Genomic DNA, 21,140 nt, shown 5'->3' with positions numbered 1-21,140 from the left:
ACGGGTATTTCCCGGTGAACAGGGAGTTATGTCATGAGCGGTGATCATCTGATGCAGGCCAGGAATGCCTACCTGGAAGAGGCTCAAGAGCTGTTGAGCGATCTGGAAGAATCCTTGCTTGAGCTGGAAGCCAGCCCTGAAGACCAGGAATTGATCAATCGCGTTTTCCGTTCCATGCACACCATCAAGGGGTCAGGGGCAATGTTCGGGTTCGACGACATCGCCATGTTCACCCATGAGCTGGAAACGGTTTTCGATCAGGTGCGCAATGCGGAATTGCCCGTCACCTCGGAACTTCTCGACCTGACGCTGCAATCCAGGGACCTGATTCTCGAAATGCTTCTTCAGGACGGGGGCGACAGTACGATAAGCCGAACCAAGTCTGAACAGATCGTCACCGAGTTGCGAAAAATTGGCAGCGGCGGTGCTCCCGCCCCTGTCCCGGATGGTGCTCAATCCGCATCAGCAGTTCAGGTTACCCCACACGACGACGTGACCACCGTCTTTCGGATATGCTTCAAACCCAATGCGCGGATCTTCTTGTCCGGTACCAATCCTTTTTCGCTTCTGGAGGAGCTTTCCGACCTGGGCAACTGCAGGATCGTGGCTCGGACCGATGCCGTTCCCGGCCTGGAAGAACTGGACCCCCTGGTCTGTTACACGTGGTGGGACATGATTCTGGCCACTGTCCGCGGCGAGGAGGCCATTCGGGATGTTTTCATCTTTGTGGAGGATGACTGCGAGCTGATTATCCAGAAGATTGAGACCATTACTCAGGAGGATGCCGTCGTCGTCGGTCGGAAGCTCGGAGAGATTCTTGTGGAGCGCGGCGACGTGAGCGCTCAGGATCTGCAGGGGGTTCTCAAGCAGCAACGGCCGCTGGGTGAATTGCTGACGACCGCAGGGCTGGTCAGCCCTCAGGGGTTGGAGTCGGCCTTGACCGAGCAGGACCTCGTACGGGAGGTACGCAGCTCTCGGGTTGAGCCGAAGGAAGCGGTGACCAGCATTCGGGTGGAAGCCTCCAAGCTGGACAAGCTCGGTGATCTTGTGGGGGAGCTGGTGATTGTCCAGGCAAGGTTGAGTCAGCTCGTCAGTTCGCATCATGATCCGGAATTGATAAGCTTGGCCGAAGAACTGGAGCGACTCAGCGACGAACTTCGCGACAATACCCTGGGTATTCGAATGCTGCCCATCGGCAGCACCTTCAACAAATTCTTGCGGCTGGTCCGGGATTTATCACGCGATTTGGGAAAAGAGATCGATCTGGTCACCCAGGGCGGGGAAACCGAGCTGGACAAGAACGTGATCGAGAAGCTCAATGATCCGCTGGTGCATTTAATGCGCAATTGTATCGACCACGGAATCGAGCTTCCGGATGTGCGACAGGCCAATGGAAAACCGCGCTTAGGCCGAATCGTATTGTCCGCGGAACACTCCGGGGGCGAAGTTTTGATCCGGATATTCGACGACGGGGCGGGAATCGATCCAGCCAGGGTTCAGGCCAAGGCGGTGGCGAAAGGGTTGATCACTCCGGATGCAGTGCTTTCCCAGGAGGAGATACTGCAACTTGTCTTTCTGCCGGGTTTTTCCACCGCGGAGCAGGTGAGCAGCGTATCCGGACGGGGCGTGGGCATGGATGTGGTCAAGCGCGGGATCGACTCTTTGCGCGGTGTGATTAAACTGGAAAGCACGCCGGACAAGGGCACCACGGTGTTGATCAAACTGCCCCTGACCCTGGCGATCATCGATGGTTTGCAGGTGGAGGTGGAACGGCAGCAGTACGTCATCCCCTTGTCGGCCGTGGAGGAATGCGTCGAGCTGGACCGGTTCCGCACGAATTTCGGAGAGAACGGAGAAATGATCAACCTGCGCGGCGAGGCTGTTCCGTTTATTCGCTTGCGCAACTGGTTCACCCTGAACGGGACGTTGCCGACCATCGAGCAGATCGTGATCGTCAACGTCCTGGAGCAGCGGATCGGGCTGGTCGTGGACAAGGTCATCGGACAGCATCAGACCGTGATCAAGAGTTTGGGACGGGTTTACCGAGAGCTGGAGGGCATATCAGGAGCGACAATCAACGGCGACGGCAGCATGGCCTTGATCCTCGACGTGCAGGCCATGGTTCGGGCGGTAATGCGTCATGCCCTGAAATCGGAAATGTATGCGGCGAATTGAGGCCGTGATTCTCATATCACCTATACAACCATGACGATTGCCGACAGTGCGTCATGTTCAGGTGCAGGCTTATGAACACCGAAAATCTCTGGGCCAAAATGGCAAAGTTGGAGCAGGAGCTGGAACAGGCCCGCCAGGAGGCGTTGGAGAAATCAAAACACCGGGATGTCTTCGTGAGCCGGATCAGCCATGAACTGCGCACCCCGCTCAATGCGATCATGGGACTGACGGAACTGCTGCAGGGCACCGGCCTGAATCCCACCCAGGCCAACTACCTGTCCATGATCAATCAATCCACGTCCCAACTGCTTAGACTGGTCTATGAGATCCTGGACTTTTCCCAGATGCCCATGGGGCCGCTCCAACAGCAGGAAAGCATGGATTTTACGCTGCTTGAAGACATTGTTCCCCGTTTGCGGCTTTTGGAAACGCAGGCCCGGGAAAAGGGGCTCAATTTTTTCATCCACATCGATCCTGTTGCTTCGGGAACGATGCACGGCGTTCCGGCTTCTATCGCCCAGATCTCGCTTGCCCTGGCCGACAATGCCGTCAAGTTCACGGATTACGGAGAAATTCTCATCCAATTCTCCATGACCAGAAATGAAGCAGGGGAGACCGCCCTGTGCATCGGAGTCACGGATACGGGCATTGGAGTGCCCAAGGAAAGCCAGGAGGCTATTTTCAACAAGTTCGTCACCGGTCCGCACTCGGAGCGGTTCGGCGGAATCGGCATGGGCTTGACCCTGGCGAAAAAGCTTGTCGATAAAATGCAAGGCAGGATCTGGGTGGACAGCGAACTGTATCTGGGCAGCTCCTTTTATGTCTCCCTGCCGATGTCCAAGAGTACGGCAGTTGCCCCTTCAGAGAGCGAGTTGCAGGGGCCGTTCACGGTTCTGCTGGTCGAAGACGAACCGGTCAATCAATTCATGACCTTGCAGTTGTTGTCCAAGCATGGGCACCAGGTTACCGCCGTGAGCAACGGACAGCAGGCTTTGGATGCCCTGGCGGAAGGGAAGTACGACTTGATTTTGATGGATATCACCATGCCGGTGATGGACGGCCTGGTGGCGACCAGGATCATTCGTTCCAGCGGCGTTGCCGGAGTTGATTCCAATATTCCCATTGTCGCCCTGACAGCCATGGTCATGCCCACGGATCGCCAGCGATGCCTGGCCGCGGGGATGAACGCCTTTGTGACCAAACCCGTGGAAACCGCAAAGCTCGAAGAAGTCATGCGGGCCGTTCTGTCCGAGAAACAGCAGAGGCAGTCTTAAAAGATCTGTAACTACTCAGTTGAGGTCCGGCTTGCCTTGATTTTTCAGCCTCGCATCGAAAGGAATCACCTTCTTCCTTCGTCTTGCGACTTACCGCTCAGACTTGCCGAAATTCCGATCCGAATTTCTTCCAATGCTGTAAATGCCATCCCGCGCCAGCTTCCATGCATCTTTGACATGCATGGAAGCCGGCGCGGGATGATGAATCCTGGCTCAGCCGGACAAACCATGCCGCGAAATCAATCAAGCCGGATCAGTTCCTGTCTTAGAACTTGCTGAACAGACCCATGCGCTTCTGGAAAGATTATTTTTGGGAGTCGGGAAAGGGCTGGGCAAGTCCTTATCCCGTCAGTGTGCTGCTGGTGGTCTTGCTGGTGGGAATGCTGTTCACCTGGTCTTCCATCCAGCAAGCCGACAGGCTGATGCGTGAAGAGTTGCTGCGCAAAACCCGGTTGGTGGCCCAGACGATGAACCCGGAACGGATACGTGTGCTCAGCGGAACGGAAGCAGACCTGGCCACGCCGGAATATGACCGACTCAAGCAGCAGATGTATCTGGCCAAGCAGGTCGATGTACGGTGGGAATGGCTCTATCTCATCGGCCGGACAGATGAGAGGGACGTTTTTTTCTTTCTGGATTCCGAGCCGGACGATGACGATTTGCCGTCACCCCCCGGTCAGATCTATGAAGAAGCAACGCCGTTGATGCACCAGGTTTTCGACGCGCGACAAGCCGTCGTGGAAGGCCCGGACGTGGATCGCTGGGGCGTCTGGGTCAGTGCGCTGGTTCCGCTGCTGGATCCTGAAACGGATAGATTGCTCGGGGTCGTGGGCATTGATGTCGAAGCCGGAGACTGGTCCCGGGAAACATGGCGGGCCGGACTGATCCCTTCGCTCTTCACGCTGGTCCTGCTTGCCGTTTTGATTGTCGGTCGGGTCCTGGTGGTCAAGAACCGGATTGCGCGCCGAAACGGGAACCGTGCGCCGTCCCGTTTCTTCGAAGCGGTCTTGATCATGATCGTTGGTGTAATCCTGTCGCTGGCCGTGGCCTGGACGCTGCATTCGGTCGAGACGCGCAACAGATTCAAGACATTTGCCATTCTGGCCAATGCCAAGACAATGCACATCTTGGAAAAACTGCGCGATATTTCGGATGCCGAACTCGCGGGACTTGTCGCCTACCTCCAGGGCAATCCTACCCCAACGCAAGCAGACTATCTGAATCACACGCGGTATCTGACCAGGAATCTTGCCGTGCAGGCCTGGCAGTGGATACCCGGTGTTCCTTCCGAAGGCCGGACGGATTTCGAGCGACACATCAGCCAGGTCGGAGATCCCGATTTTTCAATCTGGGAATATGACGACGCGGGACAGCGGATACCCGCCATGATGCGGGACATGCATTTTCCCATGGTTTTTTCGGCTCCAGTGAGGGCAAACCAGGATTTGTCGGGTTTTGATCTCGGCTCGAGACCTGAACTGGAATCAGCCATCCAAGAAGCCTTGGGCAGTGGGCTGATCACGGCCGGTGACTCCCTGGCCTTGGCTCTGAGCCCTGATGACGAAGATTCCAAAGCCGTTGTTGTTTTTCAGCCGCTGCCGGGCTTGCGGCTCGGTGATCCACTCGTCGATCCCGCACTGGATCATGGAGTGGCCGCAGCGGTCCTGCTGCCGGAGGTGTTGATCCGCAATATTCTGGATGCGGATTTCGGTGTCGGGGAGGCTGCCTTGACCATGATCCATCTGTACCAGCTCCATGCCGAAACGCCACCGGAACTGCTGGCGTCCTCCGCCGCCGACGTGACAGACGATTTCCATAAAAATTCGGGACTGATGATCACCAGCCCCCTCTTTGCCTTCGGCCGAGCCTATGCCCTGGTGATCCGACCGACTCCGGCTTTTGCCGCCCTCAACCCCGTTGTCGCCGGCTGGATGGCCTTTTTCTCCGGCCTGGTCGTCACCGCGGCCGTGGCTCTGGTGGTCGGGGTTCTGGCCAGCCGTCGGGAGCAACTGGAGCACCTGGTGGATCAACGCACCGCCGCCTTGCTCGAACACAAGGAACTGCTCAAGGCCACGTTACACTCCATTGGCGACGGAGTGATCTGTACGGATGCGCAAGGACGGATCACGGACATGAATCCCGTGGCGGCGGATCTGACCGGGTGGTCTCTGGCGGAGGCTTCGGGCCGCCCACTGTCCGAGATCTTCCGGATTGTTCACGCCGTCAGCCGGCAGCCGTCGCAAAACCCAGTGGATCTTGTGCTGTCTCGGGGGATGAAGGCCGAACTGGCCGGCGATACTTCGTTGATCGACCGCAACGAAAACGAATGTCAGATTGCGGACAGCGCCGCGCCTATTTTCGCACCGGATGGAAGCATCATCGGCGTTGTTCTGGTTTTCCGGGATGTCACCGAGGAATATCGCATCCGCGCTCAACAGCGTCGCCAGCTTGCCTTTCAGCAGCTCGTGGCGCAGATCTCGGCCGACTTTGTGGGAGCCGGCGAGGATTGCTTCGATGACGTACTGGAGAGTTCCCTGCATCGTTTAGGGGAATTTTTCGCGGTGGATCGCAGTTATCTGTTCAGTTGTTCCAGCGATCTGGCCCTGTTGCATAATACCCATGAATGGTGCGCGCAGGGAGTTGTTTCGGTCAAGGATCAACTGCGGAACATTCAATTGGCGGAGTTTGCCTGGTGGCGGAAGCAACTGGAGCAGCGCAAGCCTCTGCACATTCCGGACATATCCCATATGCCGCCGGAAGCCGATCTGGAAATGCGCCTGTTGTCGGAGCAGGGCGTTCAATCCCTGATCTGCCTGCCCATGCTGGACGAACAGCGGGCCGTGATTGGATTCATGGGGTTTGATGCTGTTCGGCGGACGTTTGCCTGGCCGGACGAGCAGATCACCATGCTCCAGGTGGTGGCGGAGATTATTGCCGGCGCCTTGAGCAAGCGTCGGGCCAACCTGGCTCTGGAAGAAAGCAGGAATCAGTTCCAGTCGCTTGTGACGAACATTCCCGGGGCCACATATCGTTGCGGTGTCGGACCCCGCAGGCGCATGCATTATCTGAGCGACCATATCGAGTCCATCACCGGCTATGCCGCGGCAAATTTTCTCGGCAGCGACCCCGTGCACGCCTTGGGAGACTTGATCCATGAAAAGGATGCGGAGCATGTTGCCCGGCACATTGCCGCGGCCATTGCCGAGGGCGTGCCCTGGGAAGTGGAATACCGGATCGTGCACCGCAACGGGGCGATTCGGTGGGTTTATGAGAAGGGGAGCAGGGTCCGTAATCCAGATGGCGAGAATGCTTTTCTGGACGGGTTTATCCTGAACATCACGGACCGCAAGCAGGCCGAGGAGAAATTGCTGGACTCCGCCCGGCTCCTGGCGCAGAAGAATCGCGACCTGGACGCTGCTCTGTTCCAGGCCGAAACGGCGACTCGGGCCAAGAGCGAATTTCTGGCCAATATGAGCCATGAAATCCGCACCCCGTTGAATGCGATCATCGGCATGACCGAGCTGGGATTGGAAGGCGAATTTCAGGCCAATCACGGGGAGGCTTTTGCAATTATCTCCCGGGAGGCGGGTTCATTGCTGGCCATCGTCAATGACGTCCTGGACTTTTCCAAGATCGAGGCCGGTCTGTTCGTGTTGGACGAGGTGGAATTCGACGTGCGGATGATTTTCAGCCAATTGGCGGAAGGAATGGCCTTTCAGGCGCAGCGGAAGGGGTTGCGGTATGCCTCGCGCATTTCTCCGAACCTGCCGTCCCGTCTGCTTGGCGATCCGGTGAGACTACGCCAGGTGCTGCTGAATCTTGTCGGCAATGCCCTCAAGTTTACCCATGCCGGCGAGATCACCGTTGCGGCGGATCTTGCTGAGGAGTCGGCGGATTCGGTGAACATCCGTTTTTCCGTGCGCGATACGGGCATCGGAATCCCGGAGCATATGCAGGGTGCGGTTTTCGAGAGCTTCACCCAGGTTGACGGATCGACCACCCGGGACTACGGCGGAACGGGGCTGGGACTGGCCATCAGCAAAAAATTCGTGGAACTGATGGGAAGCGACATTGCTGTGGAGAGCCAATTGGGCCGGGGCAGCACCTTCCATTTCAGTCTGGTGTTGCGCAAGCTGTCGGCGGCTGAAAACTCCAGTGACATTTCGGGCCAGATTCGCGAAATCAGCCGAGTTGAAGCGGATGGCATTCAGGAGAAGGACCTGCCTGGGCGCATCCTGCTGGTGGAGGATTACCCGACCAACCGGCAGCTGGCCATGCGCTATTTGCGAAAAGCAGGATACGAGGTCGACGAGGCGGTGAACGGGGCCCAGGCCGTGGAGGCGTTTCAACGTCAGGCCTATGACCTGATCCTGATGGACGTGCAAATGCCGGTGATGGACGGATACGAGGCAACACAAAGGATCAGGAAGCTGGAATCGGAGCACTCACGACTCCCGGACAGCGACGAGCACTGGCCGGCGGCGATCGGGGAAACAACTCACCCCGGCTTTTCGACTAAGAGCCATGACGACTTGAAAAAGGGGCCTGTGCCCATCATTGCGATGACGGCTCATGCCATCAGTGGATATCGGGAAAAATGCCTCGCCGCGGGAATGGACGATTACATGACCAAGCCCATGCGCCGAGCCGACCTGCTGGCCATGGTGGCCAGATGGATGCGGCACTACGATGTGAGCGGTGAGATTGAGCTTGATGTGGAAAAACGAGTTTCCGAACCTTTGCTGAATGATGAAGGTCACTCGTTCAATCCGCCCATAAACTATGGTCAAGCCCTCTCGGAATTCGAGAACGACGCGCAATTCCTCCACGACGTCCTGCATGGGTTTTTGACGAATGTGCAGCGCCAAATCCAGGTCATGGCCGAGGCCTTGGGCCGTGAGGACGCTCCCGCCATTGTCGATCAGGCCCATTCCATCAAGGGCGGCGCGGCGAATCTGGTTGCCGTCGAACTGGCTCGGGCAGCAGGAGAATTGGAGGATGTCGCGCGGAAGAAACAGCTCAGCGAAGGACATGCTCTCCTGAAGCGCTTGCGCGACGCACATCAGCAGCTTTGGGATTATGTTCAGAAGGAAGGCATATGAGAAGTCTTGTCGTGGACGACGAACTGGTCAGCAGAAGCAAGCTGCAAAAGATCATGGAATCTTTCGGACATTGCGATGTAGTGGACAATGGCGACAAGGCCGTGCTGGCGGTGATCAGGGCTCTGAATCTGGATCAGCCCTATGACTTGATTCTGATGGACATCATGATGCCGGTCATGGATGGGCACGAAGCCTTGCAGCGCATCCGCAAAGTGGAAAAGGAACGCGGCGTCGCTCCGGGAGATGAGGCGCGGGTACTCGTCATATCCAGTCTGGAAGACCAGAAAAATGTCTGCCGGGCCTTTTTTCGAGGTCTGGCCAGCGGTTATCTGACCAAACCTGTCAACAGGGAATCAATCCTCAAGGCAATGCAGGAAATCAGCTTTTAGCGGCACAACGTGTGTAACGTCTTATAATATTGCAGAAATGCAAATGAGGGGTGTGGACATGGAAAACGTGTCGTCGCTGCATGACAAGAGCGCAATGAGCCGACAACTTCTCGGGATCGTGGCGATTTGCTGGATCGGACTGCTGTTGCTTGCGGGTTGCGGAGAGCAAGGGGACCATCGGGTTGTGGCGCAAACAGTTGAGGTGGAAAAGCCCCGATTGGTGCTTTACAATTGGGAAGAGTACATGGGCGAGGAAACGCTGTGGAAATTCGAGCAGGCTACGGGGATCGAGGTTGAAGAGCGGACATATGAAGACGAAGAAGAGGTGCTGGGCGCGTTGCAGTCCGGCTCGCTGAATGCAGATCTGATCATCCTCAGCAGCAGCACTGCAAGGGAAATGGCCGGGGCGCGGCTGTTGAGCCCCTTGGACATGGACCTTCTGCCCAATCTTCGTCATCTCGACCCGCAGGCCCTGGTTCAGGATAAGCCCATGAACCAAAGATACCATGTTCCGTACCTCATGGGCTATACCGGAGTGGCGGTGGATACCCGTCATTATCATGAACCGCCTGATTCATGGCGGGTGCTCTGGGATTCCCGGCTCAAGGGGAAGATGGCCATGCTGAACAATCCTTTCGAGGTCATCGGCGCGGCGAGCATGATGCTCGGCTATCCGCTCAATCCCGAGATGGAGCACATGGAGGCGATTCGGGAGGCCCTGCTGGAACAAAAGCCTCTGCTGGTCGATTATCTGCATGATACGGCCATCATGCACCAACTGGGTTCGGGAGATCTTTGGGCCGCGCAAAGTTACAGCAGCGACGCGTTGCGGGCCATGGAGGAGAATCCTTATCTGCAATTCGGTTTCCCCGAGGAGGGCTGTACGGCCTGGGTCGACGTCTTCGTTCTCCCGCTCATGAGTCGAAATCCCGAGGCGGCTCATGCTTTTATCGATTTTGTTCATACCCCTGAAATCATGGCCGAGATCGCCAGTGAACTCTGGTCGGCCACGCCGAATCTTGCGGCGCGGGAATTCATGGATCCGGAAGTACTCAATTCGCCCGTTGTTCACCCTCCGGCGAATATTATGGATAAATGCTACTATTTCGGAAATTTGGGAGATCCGGAGACAGTAGGGCTGCGGATGAAACTCTGGGCGGAACTCCTGGCGGGGATGTGATATCGGCATGAGTCTGCGCATTAAGTTCCTGCTTCTCTTCTTGTTCGTCGGCCTGATGCCACTCGGCCTGGTGGGCGGCTATTCATTGGTTCGTGTAGGCGATGCGGTGCGTTCCTCGACGCACCAAAACCTTGAATCCCTGGGCATGGAAGTGGGGCGGGAAATTCAGCGGGTTGTAAATGAAGCCTACAACGCCATTCACCTGCTGGCCCAGAATCAGGTGCTGCTTTCTGATGCCGGGATGGCCGAACTCTCGGCGGAATTGGCCAGGACTGATCGCTTCTATCCGATTATCAAGGACTTGACCCTTCTTGATCTGTCCGGAGAAGTCCGGGCATCGGTGCACCATTTCTTTCGCGGAAATTGGACGTCCACATCCTGGTATCGCCAGGCACGCAGCGGAGAAAGCCTGCTTTCCAATGTCCATGCCCTGCTGCATCCCTATCAGGTGGTGATGACAGTTGCCGTTCCCGTGCGCGGAGCGGATAACGGCGCGGTTCGCAATGTACTTATTGGTCAGATCGCCATGGAACGGGTCTGGGACATCATTCATGAAGTTTCTCTCGGCCCCGGCGGACAAGCGCGAATCGTGGATAATCGCGGACTGGTGGTGGCTTCCAGCGCTTCGGATGAAGAAATCCTGCGGCCACTGGCTTTTCCGCAACTCGCCGAATCGATCATCTCCGAAGGCGCCGGTGTAACACAGATCACGGTGGGAACGAAGCGGGTGGCGGCGTATTTGCCGGTGGACCAATCGCAGGACTTGATCCGGACAAATTGGCACATCGTTCTGACGCAACCTGTCGCCGAAGCCTATTCCGTCATGGATCGCCTGCGCGAGGGGCTGCTTTGGAACGCCCTGCTGTCCTTGTTGACCGTGTTACTGTTGGCCGCGTTGATCAGCCAGCACATCAGCCGCAGGATTTTTGCGCTTGTCCAGGGGACCCAGCGCCTCGGCGATGGGGACTTCGACACGCACCTGGACGATCTGGGCAAAGATGAAATCGGCGATTTGGGACGGGCGTTGAATCGGACTGCGGACGCCCTGACGGCTTATGACCGGGAAATCAGACATTATCAGCAGAATCTGCAGGAACTGGTGGATAGCCGGACCGCTGATCTGCAGGCCATGAATCTCTTGCTGAAGCAGGAAGTCGAGGAGCGACGACGGGTCGAAAATGAACGGGGCCTGCTGGGGGAACAGTTGCGTCAGTCTCAGAAAATGGAGGCCGTGGGGACTCTTGCCGGTGGCATTGCTCATGACTTCAACAATATGCTTCAGGCCATCGCCAGCCATGTTCAACTGCTCCAGAAACATCATCGTACAAGCGGCTCGGAGTCGGTCATCTTGGATCCATTGGTCAAGATAGATACAACCGTGTCCAAGGCCAAGGAACTGGTTGATCGCCTGCTCACCTTCAGCCGGCGGGGCGACTCGCGGCAGATGCGGATCAATTTGAACAAGGAGGTCCGGGATGTTGTGGCCCTGCTGCAGCATACCCTGCCGCGGGTGGTCCAGATCGAGGTTCGTCTGGAGCCGGAATTGGCGGATGTGCAAGCTGATCCCGTTCAGATGGAGCAGGTGCTGGTCAATCTGGCCAATAATGCCAGAGATGCCATGCCTAAAGGCGGGACCTTGCTTCTGCAAACCGAAAATGTCGTCTTGAACGCGGAAGATGCCCGTTACCTGGGGCTGGCCCCGGGGCGGCACGTCCGGTTGACCGTCGCGGATACGGGAAACGGCATGGATGAAGAAACCAGACAACATATATTCGAGCCGTTTTTCACCACCAAGGATATCGGCAAGGGAACCGGTCTCGGACTGTCCATGGTCTACGGCATAGTGCAGGACCACAAGGGAGCCGTAACCTGTTCCAGCAAACCTGGAGAAGGAGCCACGTTCATGATTTTGCTGGCAGCGCTTGCGGCTGACACTCCCGCAGATTTCGATTCAGGCGCTTCGGCCTCGAAATGCAACGGGAAACCGGTTGATCTGAGCGGGACGGAAGTCATCCTGGTGGTGGACGACGAAGAGATGATCCGGGAAGCGACCAGCGAGCTGTTGACCGGGTATGGCTATACCGTCATCCAATCCGGCGACGGGCGCCAGGCCCTGGAGCGGTATACCCGGGATCAGGAGCGCATAGCCCTGGTCATCACGGATGTGGGCATGCCCGGCATGGGCGGAGAGGCGCTCCTGGCGGAACTGCGAAAGTTGAACCCGCGGGCCAAGGTGATCATCTCCAGCGGATATGCCGGCATCCGCGACAATCAGGCGTTCCAGGCAGCTTCCGGGATGATCTCCAAACCCTTTGCCCTGAATGATCTATTGCGCCTTGTCCGCCAGGTTCTGGACCACCCCAATCCCGACACGTAATAAAATGAATACCTGTCAAAATCCTTATCGCAATCGCAATCGCAAACGAATTCAATCCTAACCAGATCTCCCCGCAACATAATTCTCATAATTCAGGGAGCTTGACCGATGAAGATTCTTGTCGTGGACGACGAACTGGTCAGCAGAAAGAAAATGCAGGTGATCATGGAAAATTTCGGCGAATGCATGGCCGTGGAAAGCGGACCGATGGGGCTGGATGCCTTCGCCGATGCGATCAGCAAGGGCAAACCTTATGATCTGGTAACCCTGGACGTGGCCATGCCGGATATGGACGGAACGGAAGTGCTGTTTTTCATTCGGGAGCTGGAAAAGGAACACGGCATTCGCAGGAAGAAGGGAGTCAAGGCGATCATGGTCACGGCACTTGCGGATAAAAACACCGTAATCACCAGCATTCAGGCCGGATGCGACGCCTATGTCGTCAAACCCTTCGACAAGTACACGATCCTGGAAAAAATGAAACAGCTGCAACTGTTGAATGCCTGATTGATGTCCTGCTCATGGGCTCACTTGATTATACGATACGGAAGGTCCTGCCGGTGCTGCATTGGAGGCGAAGGAGGTGAATCTTGCGGACATTCAGCGGATTGGGGATGAAACCAATGTTGCCGTGCTTTGGGATAATCGTTCCGGAACATGGCGGGTGTTCCGCAAGCCAGTCCATGTCGTGTCCGCCTCCAAAGATTCTGAGGTCGGCTCCTGTCTGGCCCGGATCGAAGGCCGGGTTGGACGTCATGGCCTGCATGCCGCCGGGTTTTTGAGCTATGAGGCATCCGCGGCATTTGACCCGGCTTTTCGGGTCCGGCCTGATGGTGATGGTTTCCCGCTGCTCTGGTTCGGGTTGTATGCCCGGGTTGAAACGGTTTCGAGTTGGCCCTGCCGGTCAATGCCGTCCCTTCCGGACTGGAAACCATCCATCACCGAACAGCAGTATCACGGTTCCCTGGGGGCAATCCGAGAGCATCTGCGGGTCGGCAACACGTATCAGGTGAATTTCACCTTTCGACTGCTCACCAATTTTCCGCATCATCCTTGGGATTTTTTTTTGTCGGTCTGTCAGGCTCGTCCCGCGGCGTATGCCGCATATGTCTGTCTGGAGGACTGGGCAATTTGCTGTTTTTCTCCGGAGCAGTTTTTTGTCCTGGATGGAGAGAAGATCGTCTCTTCGCCGATGAAGGGCACCCGGGGCCGCGGCCTGACTTCGCGGCAGGACCAGGATCTGGCCGAGGAACTGCGCTCTTCGGCCAAGGACCGCGCGGAAAACGTCATGATCACGGACATGGTCCGCAACGATTTGGGGCGGATCGCGGTTCCGGGCAGCGTTGTGGTCAAGGACCTGTTTGCCGTGGAAAAGCACGCCACGGTCTGGCAGATGGTCTCCCGGGTCCATGCCCAAACCCACGAACCTTTGTCGCGGATCTTCAGCGCGTTGTTTCCTCCGGCGTCCATCACCGGCGCACCAAAGGCCGCAAGCATGGAGATCATCACGGAACTCGAGGACAGCCCAAGGCGCATCTATACCGGGTGCATCGGACACATCAGTCATTCCCCCGAGGCGGGCCTTCAGGCGGCGTTCAACGTGGCCATCAGAACTGTGCTCGTGGACAGACGCCGGAAACAGGCTGAATACGGCGTGGGTGGGGGTATTGTCTGGGATTCGGACGAAGAGGGCGAATATGCGGAATGCCGCATCAAGGCCGAAGTGCTGCATCAACGCATGCCGGAGTTCGAGCTGCTGGAAACCATGCTCTGGATGCCGGACCAGGGGTATGTGCTTCTGGAGCGCCACCTGTCCAGGCTAGAGGCCTCCGCCGAGTACTTCGAGTTTTCTCTGGACCTTTCGGCTGTGCGGGAAGCCTTGCATGGTTTGGCCGAAAAATTTGTCCGGGAGCCGCGGATGGTTCGGCTGCTGGTGGACAGGTCTGGGCGGCTGAAGCTCGAGGATTTGCCGCCTCCGCCGATGCCTGGGAAAACACCGCGGCTGACTTTGGCCAAAATCCCCGTGAATTCCAAGGATCTTTTTCTCTATCACAAAACCACGCACCGTGCGGTGTACGAGCAGGCTCTGGGCGCGAGTCCGGAGGTCGACGACGTGCTCCTGTTCAATGAACATGGGCAAGTGACTGAATCCACCCGGGCCAACGTGCTGGCAAAGCTGGAAGGTGTGCTGTACACCCCGCCCATATCCTGCGGTCTTTTGGCCGGAACCCTGCGGGGGCACCTGCTGGATCAGGGCCAAATCGTCGAGCGGATCCTGATGCCGGCCGATCTGGGCCGGGCGGAACAGCTATACCTGATCAACTCCGTTCGCGGGATGTACAGGATCGATTTGATGCAGGCAGTGCTTACGTCGTGACAGGGGCTTGAATATTTGCTTGAACGTGTCGCTTTTTTTCTGATGAGCCGGTAAATACTCGTGGCAAGCATGACCTGATTCCCGCCTTCGCGGGAATGACTTTTTTTCAAATGCCGTCTCCTGGTCAGTCATACCCGCGAAGGCGGGTATCCAGACCGCTTTTACTCGGATAAGCTGAGTAGTTACGGCATCTTCCAAGCATTCGTAACCTGGAGTCCTCATGCACCGATTTTTCTTGTGGAAGTCTCTTGTTTCACTCCTGTTTTTTGTTGTCTTTCTGATCACGGGGTGTGCGTCCAAAGTCTTGACTCCCGGCCAGGTGCACGATCTGCGTGTCTTGCCCCAGGAACCGGGGTATTTTATTTCCGCCGATCTTGATGGCCAGTTGCTGATTCCCGCGGAACGGCAGCAGCGTCTGGCCGAAGAGTTTCTGGGACGGCATTTTGCTCCCTGGAACCCTGGTTTTTCTGATCTGACGGACGACAGTGATCCTTTTTGGGGATTGAAGCGGTACCAGGGCAGGGAGGCGTACGGCGAGAATCTGTTGCCTTTGCCAGCGACCTGGCTGGAGACAATGGAGCGGCAGAGCGTACCGGATTTGTATCCGTCCCTGGTTCAGCCCGCGGTGACCGTTGTCTCCACATCGCTGCGCGTGCTGCCCACCCACAGGCCGGTCTTTTCCAATCCCTCCAATCCCGGAGAAGGGTTCCCCTTCGATTATCTCCAGAATTCCCTGGCTCCCGCCGGCACGCCCGTTCTCGTGGTCCATGCTTCCCTGAACGGGGACTGGTACCTGGTAAAGACGCCCCATGTTTCGGGCTGGGTACGGCCCTGGGAAGTGGCCTGGGTGGATCAGGACTTCATGGATGCATTTCGATCTTCGGACATGATCGCCGTCCTCAGCGACAACGCCGTCGTACGTACGGAGCAGGGCATGTTCGCGCTGCCTGGACGGGCCGGCATGCTCCTGCCGCGTTCTCCCGAACCGTCTCCGCCGGGAGCGGTGGGCGTCCTTGCTCCGCAACGCGGGGCTGACGGATGGGCTGAACTGAAAAGCGCTCTGGTTCAGGAATCCGTTGCCGCGCCTTGGCCTCTGGCCCCAACGAGCAGGAACTATCTTCAGGTGCTGGACGGACTGATGGGCCAGGCCTACGGGTGGGGCGGGATGTTCGAAAACCGGGACTGTTCGGCCCTGATCCAGGATGTCCAAGCCCTGTTCGGTATTGCCATGCCAAGAAATTCTCGTGCCCAGGCCAGGGCCGGGCGGGTGGTCGATCTGGAGGGGCTGAGCGGCGCGGAGAAGGAAAGGCTGATTCTGGAGCAGGGGGTTCCGCTGCTGTCCATCGTGAACATGCCGGGCCATGTGATGCTGTATCTCGGCCCGGATCCGGCAACGGGACGGCCGGTGGTGCTTCATTCCATGTGGGGAGTGCGGACAAAGCCGCCGGGATTTCTGGACAGACATACCCATCTGCCGGGGCGCTGGGTTCTGGGGCGGACCGTGATCACCACGCTGACTCCGGGGGCCGAACTGTCCAATCTGATCAAACCCACGGGCCTGCTGGTGGAACGGGTCTCCAGCCTCACGGTGCTGGGAGAGTGAACCCCGCGGAGCAGTTGCGGCGGGTTGAAGATCTGGCAACTGCTCATGCAGCTGTTGCGTGAATTCTCATCGTGAGCCCGGAAATCGTGAGGCTGCGATGAGAATTCGCGTTAAACCGGACTATCGCTGATTCGTTACGCTCTGATTCATTCCGCAATGGTATGTACGTTGTATGACGTCATGGCCATGAAGATATCTCGGATGGCCCGGTCCACCTCCCGGCCGATCAGATCCAGCCGGGCCACTTCCATGACTCGCGGCATGACCTGCGGCAGTTCATGCTCCTCAAAGAGCGTGTCGATCATGCCGCAGGCGTGTACCAGGCCGATCAAAACGGCCTCGCGGGCATCCGGTATTTCTTTGTTGAAGATCAGCTCCCGCAGCCGGGCTCGGACTTCCTTGACCTCCCGGTCATCAATAAGGGGATATCGGCGCTGGGCAAAGACCCAGAGAATCTTGCGGTCCTCCACCTTCAGCACGCCCCTGTCCACCAGGCGCTGCAGCACCCGTGGGCGCAGATTTTCGGTTTGCCAGGCAATCTCGTTCAGCCAGTAGGCCGCATTTTGCCTGTCCTGAACGGCCCGCAGGCGGCCAAGGGTTTCGTCCAGCAGGGGATCGCCAACGGGGTCGGTGTTGATCACAAAGAGGTGTTGCAAGTCCGTATCAATGCGATCGGCCATCGCCAGGTCCATAAGCAGCGCCCCGGCCAGGGCCGTACGCATGGCTTGTTCGTGCAGAGGCCGGAAGTCGCCTTTCTTGTCGTCCAGCGTCAACAGCAGAATTTCCTCGGCAAAGGTCAGCATCGTCATCTCCTCGCATTGGGTAATCATATCTCTTCTTCATCAAATCGAAATCGCAATCGCAATCGCAATCGAAATCGCAATCGAAATCGCAATCCAAATCGTACCCCATCCTCAAACCCCCTACCCACGCATCACAATTCCCCCTCCGATCCGTACAGCCTCTTGAGCTTCTTGCGCAAGCCTTCCCGGCTGATTCCCAGCAGCCGAGCCGCCTGACTTTTGTTGCCCCGAGCCGCCTTCAGGGCGTTTTCGATGAGTTTTTTTTCGGAGTCGGCCAAAGTCACGGCTGGAATTACCTTGCGAAGCTTTTCCCGGTCAGCACTGGCTTCTACCGTGTCCGGCTCCGCAGCCGGCCCGGAATCCGGGCTTTGCTCGCCCATGGCCGATGCAGGAATCTCCATGATCTTTCCACTTGAAATGCGGCTTGAAAGGTCTTCAAGACGGATGTTCTTGTCATAGGATAGGGCCACCAGTCGTTCGACTTCGTTTTCCAGTTCTCGGACATTGCCCGGCCACTCGAAGTTCATCAGAGCGTTCAAGGCATTCTTGTCAATTCGGAGCATGGGGCGATTCATCTTGCCGCAGTGAATCTCCAAAAAACGCTGCAGGAGCAGCGGTATGTCTTCAGGTCGGTTGCGCAGCGGCGGCAATGCGAGGGAAACGACATTCAGGCGGAAGTACAGATCCTGTCGGAAACGATCGGCATGCATTTCGTTTTGCAGATCCTTGTTGGTCGCGGCAACAATTCGCACATCCAGGGGGATGGGCCTGACGCCGCCGACCCGGGTCAGTTCCCGTTCTTCCAGAACGCGCAAGATCTTTGCCTGGGAGGTCAGCGGCATATCGCCGATCTCGTCCAGAAGCAGGGTTCCCCCCTGTGCCAGCTCCATCAGCCCCTGCCGCATCTGCACGCCCGTGGCCACGCCTTTTTCAATGCCGAACAGTTCGCTCTCAAACAAACTTTCCGGAACAGCCGAACAGTTCACTGCAATGAACGGCTTGCTTTTGCGCAAGGAGTTGTAATGCAGAGCCTTGGCAATGAGTTCCTTTCCGGTTCCGGTTTCTCCGCTGATCAACACGTTGACCGATGTGTCCGCGATCCGCGCCACCTGTTGCAGGACGGCCTGCATGCACGGGCTTTGACCAATGATGCGCCTGGAGGAAAAACGATCCATCAGGCCGTTTTTCAGGTTCTCGTTTTCCTTAAGCAACTGCCGCCGGGCCAGTTCCAACTCATCGCTGCTCCGCCGCAGATCGGCGAGCATCCCCTCCATCCGGTACTCGCGGGCTTCAACCTTGATCAACATCATACCGAAGGATTCGGCTAGATTGGCAATACGCCTCGGGAAGTCGGGATTGCCGGTCAGATCGAAAAGTTCCTCGACCCGGTCATACCGGCCCCAGGCCAGTTCGTGGCAGACACGTTCCATGGTTTCCAGGAGGCGGTCGATTTCCGGGTGATCAATTTTTTCCATGTATTGCCTCAAGAATTTTGTTCAGCTGATGTTCCGGCTTACCTTAGAGGTTGCGGAAGACATGTGGGCACACGCACGTGTACTTCCAGGAATTTGCGATGTCTACAGACTCTGCGTAAGAAAGCGGTTTGGAAAGGTGGAGGATGAAAACCAGAGATCAAACGCCAGATATCATAAAGCAGAAGTTGGAAGCAGGTTGGGAAATCCTCCGTCGAAACCTCGATCGCTGCCAGAAGGAAAAACATATGCGCTACGTTATTTATGGGAAAATCTTCGTTGCAGTATGCATGCTTCAGCTTTTTTCGGCGCCACTTGCCGCGGATTCCGGGGGTATTCAGATTCGCGAACTGGTGAGGACTGAACGAAGCTGGGACGGCAATCTTCTTCCGGCGTATCCGGAAGGACAGCCGGAAATTCGCGTTTTGAGCATCGTCATTGCTCCAGGAGAAAAACTGCCGATACATCGGCATCCCGTGATCAATGCCGGGTATCTCCTGAGCGGACATCTGCGGGTGCACACCCTGGACGGCAGGGTTCTGGACCTTCAAGCCGGGGAAACCGTCGTGGAGGTTGTGGATGTTTGGCACTGGGGCGAAAGTCTCGGAGAAGATCCCGCGCATATCATTGTTTTCTATGCCGGAAGGGCGGATGTGCCGATAACGACGCTTCGGGAGTGAATGCCGGGTGGGCTATTATAATGGACTTCAGGTGGTTGCCCACCCCCTAGGACCGCCGCACCCTGGTGCGGCAAGTATTTGCGCTAAAAAGAAGGCGCCGTCTGGGGTCACCGGTCCCAGGGTAAGAGGGCCGCACTGGAGTGCGGCGATCCCAGGGTATGAGAGGGTGAACTCGTGGGAGCGCAAAATCAAAGGGACGTAATGCGGTTATAATGCTGAAAGATTCCAAGTTCTACGACGTCATTGTTCTTGGAGCCGGTGCTTCGGGATTGGTGTGCGCGGCTGAGTGCGCTCGTCGCGGGCGGCGAGTGGTGGTCGTGGATCATGCCGCTGAACCGGGTCGCAAGGTGCGGATTTCCGGAGGGGGACGGTGCAATGTCACCAATCGCCGGGTCCAGGCCGTGGATTATGTCTGCGCAAATCCCCATTTCGTGAAATCAGCCTTGTCCCAGTACCCGCCGGAGCGGTTCCTGGCCTTCATGGCCGGAAACCGACTTGACGTCCAGGAGGCCGATCACGGCCGTCTGTTCTGTATGCAAGGCGCGGCAGCCGTTGTGGATGCTCTGCGAGAGACGGCCGCCCAGTCCGGAGTGCACTGGTCCCTGGGAGAAGAGATCGGCGAGGTGATCAGAACCGGAGATCGGTTTCATGTCCACTGCCGAAGCAGTATGTTTTCCTCCAGTTCCCTTGTGGTGGCTACCGGCGGTCCGGCCTGGCCGCAAATCGGAGCAACGGATCTCGGCCATCGGTTGGCCCGAGTTTTCGGAATGAAGGTCACGGACTTGCGGCCCGGCTTGGTTCCCCTGCGCGCGTCCGGGGAGCAACTGACCTTTTGTCGCGAGCTCTCCGGAATTTCTTTGCCGGTACGGATTCGCGTGCAGCATGCCGTTCTCCCCGGAGACATCGATGACGCCCTGCTCTTTACCCATCGGGGCATGTCAGGGCCGGCGATTCTTGATGCGTCTCTGTTCGGGCAGCCAGGGCGATTGCCCGTTCTGGAAATTGATTTTCTGCCCGAAGTGGATCTGGACAACATTTTGCAATCCGCCTCCCGCAGGGAGATTCGTAACGCGCTGGCCACGGTCCTTCCCGCGCGACTGGCGGAGATGCTTTGCGTCATGCACGGCTGGAACGGACAGGCGGGGAATCTTTTCCAGAAGACCCGGATGGCCATGTCTCATCAGATTCACAGCTTTCCATTCATCCCGGCGGGAACCGAAGGCTTCGCCAAAGCTGAAGCCACCCTGGGCGGTGTCGACACGGAATTTATTTCATCCAAGACAATGGAATCAAAAGTCATCCCCGGACTCTACTTCACCGGAGAGGTCCTGGACGTCACCGGCCGTCTCGGCGGATACAACCTGCAATGGGCCTGGTCCTCCGGCTTTGTCGCTGGACAGTGGGCCTGATGTGCACCCGGAAACAAACCAGAATCATCACACTCACCTTATCGCAATCGCAATCGCAATCGAAATCGAAATCGAGACTATGACGTGCATGACTCATGACTCATGATGGGTGCGGCAGTGCGTCGAACTGGCGGTTTGCTTTGGAATGTTGGAGCGGCAGGTATTGATGACGTTTCTATTCGATTTCGATTACGATTTCGATTTCGATTAAAATTTTCATTATTTCTCGGGTGGGGGAAGTGGCAAGGGTTGGGGAAGTCGATGCTGCTGTTGTTCGTGATTTGGATGGCTGAGTTTAA

General features: G+C 57.2%; 13 protein-coding genes. 11 read left to right on the top strand and 2 right to left on the bottom strand.

The window, feature by feature from the left end; all coding sequences use genetic code 11:
- The first annotated feature begins 33 nt into the window (after positions 1-33).
- From BLP93_RS00670 to BLP93_RS00630, 9 genes are all read left to right on the top strand, one after another.
- Positions 34-2,175 carry a chemotaxis protein CheA gene (locus BLP93_RS00670; RefSeq protein WP_092116191.1) on the top strand — a complete coding sequence of 714 codons (2,142 nt, stop codon included), beginning with the start codon at positions 34-36 and terminating at the stop codon, positions 2,173-2,175.
- 71 nt (positions 2,176-2,246) lie between these two features.
- The gene (locus BLP93_RS00665) at positions 2,247-3,449 is read left to right on the top strand and encodes a response regulator (RefSeq protein WP_161946135.1); all 1,203 of its coding nucleotides are present in this window, start codon (positions 2,247-2,249) and stop codon (positions 3,447-3,449) included.
- A gap of 287 nt (positions 3,450-3,736) precedes the next feature.
- Positions 3,737-8,551 carry an ATP-binding protein gene (locus BLP93_RS00660; RefSeq protein ID WP_092116187.1) on the top strand — a complete coding sequence of 1,605 codons (4,815 nt, stop codon included), beginning with the start codon at positions 3,737-3,739 and terminating at the stop codon, positions 8,549-8,551.
- Positions 8,548-8,940 (top strand): response regulator, encoded by a 393-nt coding sequence (locus BLP93_RS00655; protein ID WP_092116185.1) that lies wholly within the window; start codon positions 8,548-8,550, stop codon positions 8,938-8,940. The genes BLP93_RS00660 and BLP93_RS00655 overlap by 4 nt, the downstream gene beginning before the upstream one ends.
- 58 nt (positions 8,941-8,998) lie before the next feature.
- Positions 8,999-10,120 carry an ABC transporter substrate-binding protein gene (locus BLP93_RS00650; protein WP_161946134.1) on the top strand — a complete coding sequence of 374 codons (1,122 nt, stop codon included), beginning with the start codon at positions 8,999-9,001 and terminating at the stop codon, positions 10,118-10,120.
- A 7-nt stretch (positions 10,121-10,127) separates the two neighbouring features.
- Positions 10,128-12,497 (top strand): hybrid sensor histidine kinase/response regulator, encoded by a 2,370-nt coding sequence (locus tag BLP93_RS00645; RefSeq protein WP_092116181.1) that lies wholly within the window; start codon positions 10,128-10,130, stop codon positions 12,495-12,497.
- 108 nt (positions 12,498-12,605) lie between these two features.
- Positions 12,606-13,004 (top strand): response regulator, encoded by a 399-nt coding sequence (locus tag BLP93_RS00640; protein ID WP_092116179.1) that lies wholly within the window; start codon positions 12,606-12,608, stop codon positions 13,002-13,004.
- Positions 13,005-13,080: 76 nt separating this feature from the next.
- A complete protein-coding gene (gene pabB, locus BLP93_RS00635) occupies positions 13,081-14,874 on the top strand; it encodes an aminodeoxychorismate synthase component I (RefSeq protein ID WP_161946133.1) in 1,794 nt (597 codons plus the stop codon).
- A gap of 220 nt (positions 14,875-15,094) precedes the next feature.
- Positions 15,095-16,477: an SH3 domain-containing protein gene (locus BLP93_RS00630; RefSeq protein WP_092116175.1), complete on the top strand. Its 1,383-nt coding sequence runs from the start codon at positions 15,095-15,097 to the stop codon at positions 16,475-16,477.
- A 146-nt stretch (positions 16,478-16,623) separates the two neighbouring features.
- On the opposite strand, the gene BLP93_RS00625 is transcribed toward BLP93_RS00630, so the two are convergent.
- Both BLP93_RS00625 and BLP93_RS00620 read right to left on the bottom strand, forming a co-directional pair.
- Positions 16,624-17,307, bottom strand: a complete 684-nt coding sequence (locus BLP93_RS00625) for a GOLPH3/VPS74 family protein (protein WP_092116174.1) — start codon at positions 17,305-17,307, stop codon at positions 16,624-16,626.
- A 104-nt stretch (positions 17,308-17,411) separates the two neighbouring features.
- Entirely contained in the window at positions 17,412-18,755 is a 1,344-nt protein-coding gene (locus BLP93_RS00620; RefSeq protein WP_092116172.1) for a sigma-54 interaction domain-containing protein, read from the bottom strand.
- A gap of 287 nt (positions 18,756-19,042) precedes the next feature.
- Here BLP93_RS00620 and BLP93_RS00615 point away from each other — a divergent pair, with 287 nt between their 5' ends.
- Together BLP93_RS00615 and BLP93_RS00610 are read left to right on the top strand one after the other, a co-directional pair.
- The gene (locus tag BLP93_RS00615) at positions 19,043-19,432 is read left to right on the top strand and encodes a cupin domain-containing protein (protein WP_208596538.1); all 390 of its coding nucleotides are present in this window, start codon (positions 19,043-19,045) and stop codon (positions 19,430-19,432) included.
- Between the two features lie 212 nt (positions 19,433-19,644).
- Positions 19,645-20,841, top strand: coding sequence for a BaiN/RdsA family NAD(P)/FAD-dependent oxidoreductase (locus BLP93_RS00610; protein ID WP_092116170.1), 1,197 nt, complete (start codon positions 19,645-19,647; stop codon positions 20,839-20,841).
- Positions 20,842-21,140: the final 299 nt, after the last annotated feature.

It is taken from the genome of Desulfonatronum thiosulfatophilum, from assembly GCF_900104215.1.
In the GTDB taxonomy this organism is placed as follows: Bacteria; Desulfobacterota; Desulfovibrionia; order Desulfovibrionales; family Desulfonatronaceae; genus Desulfonatronum; species Desulfonatronum thiosulfatophilum.
This window is presented reverse-complemented; position numbering and strand designations above follow the sequence as displayed.

Coding starts and splice junctions, on each gene's coding strand:
- BLP93_RS00670 (WP_092116191.1), top strand. CDS start 34: ATGAGCGGTGATCATCTGATGCAGGCCAGGAATGCCTACCTGGAAGAG.
- BLP93_RS00665 (WP_161946135.1), top strand. CDS start 2,247: ATGAACACCGAAAATCTCTGGGCCAAAATGGCAAAGTTGGAGCAGGAG.
- BLP93_RS00660 (WP_092116187.1), top strand. CDS start 3,737: ATGCGCTTCTGGAAAGATTATTTTTGGGAGTCGGGAAAGGGCTGGGCA.
- BLP93_RS00655 (WP_092116185.1), top strand. CDS start 8,548: ATGAGAAGTCTTGTCGTGGACGACGAACTGGTCAGCAGAAGCAAGCTG.
- BLP93_RS00650 (WP_161946134.1), top strand. CDS start 8,999: ATGGAAAACGTGTCGTCGCTGCATGACAAGAGCGCAATGAGCCGACAA.
- BLP93_RS00645 (WP_092116181.1), top strand. CDS start 10,128: ATGAGTCTGCGCATTAAGTTCCTGCTTCTCTTCTTGTTCGTCGGCCTG.
- BLP93_RS00640 (WP_092116179.1), top strand. CDS start 12,606: ATGAAGATTCTTGTCGTGGACGACGAACTGGTCAGCAGAAAGAAAATG.
- BLP93_RS00630 (WP_092116175.1), top strand. CDS start 15,095: ATGCACCGATTTTTCTTGTGGAAGTCTCTTGTTTCACTCCTGTTTTTT.
- BLP93_RS00625 (WP_092116174.1), bottom strand. CDS start 17,307: ATGATTACCCAATGCGAGGAGATGACGATGCTGACCTTTGCCGAGGAA.
- BLP93_RS00620 (WP_092116172.1), bottom strand. CDS start 18,755: ATGGAAAAAATTGATCACCCGGAAATCGACCGCCTCCTGGAAACCATG.
- BLP93_RS00615 (WP_208596538.1), top strand. CDS start 19,043: ATGCTTCAGCTTTTTTCGGCGCCACTTGCCGCGGATTCCGGGGGTATT.
- BLP93_RS00610 (WP_092116170.1), top strand. CDS start 19,645: ATGCTGAAAGATTCCAAGTTCTACGACGTCATTGTTCTTGGAGCCGGT.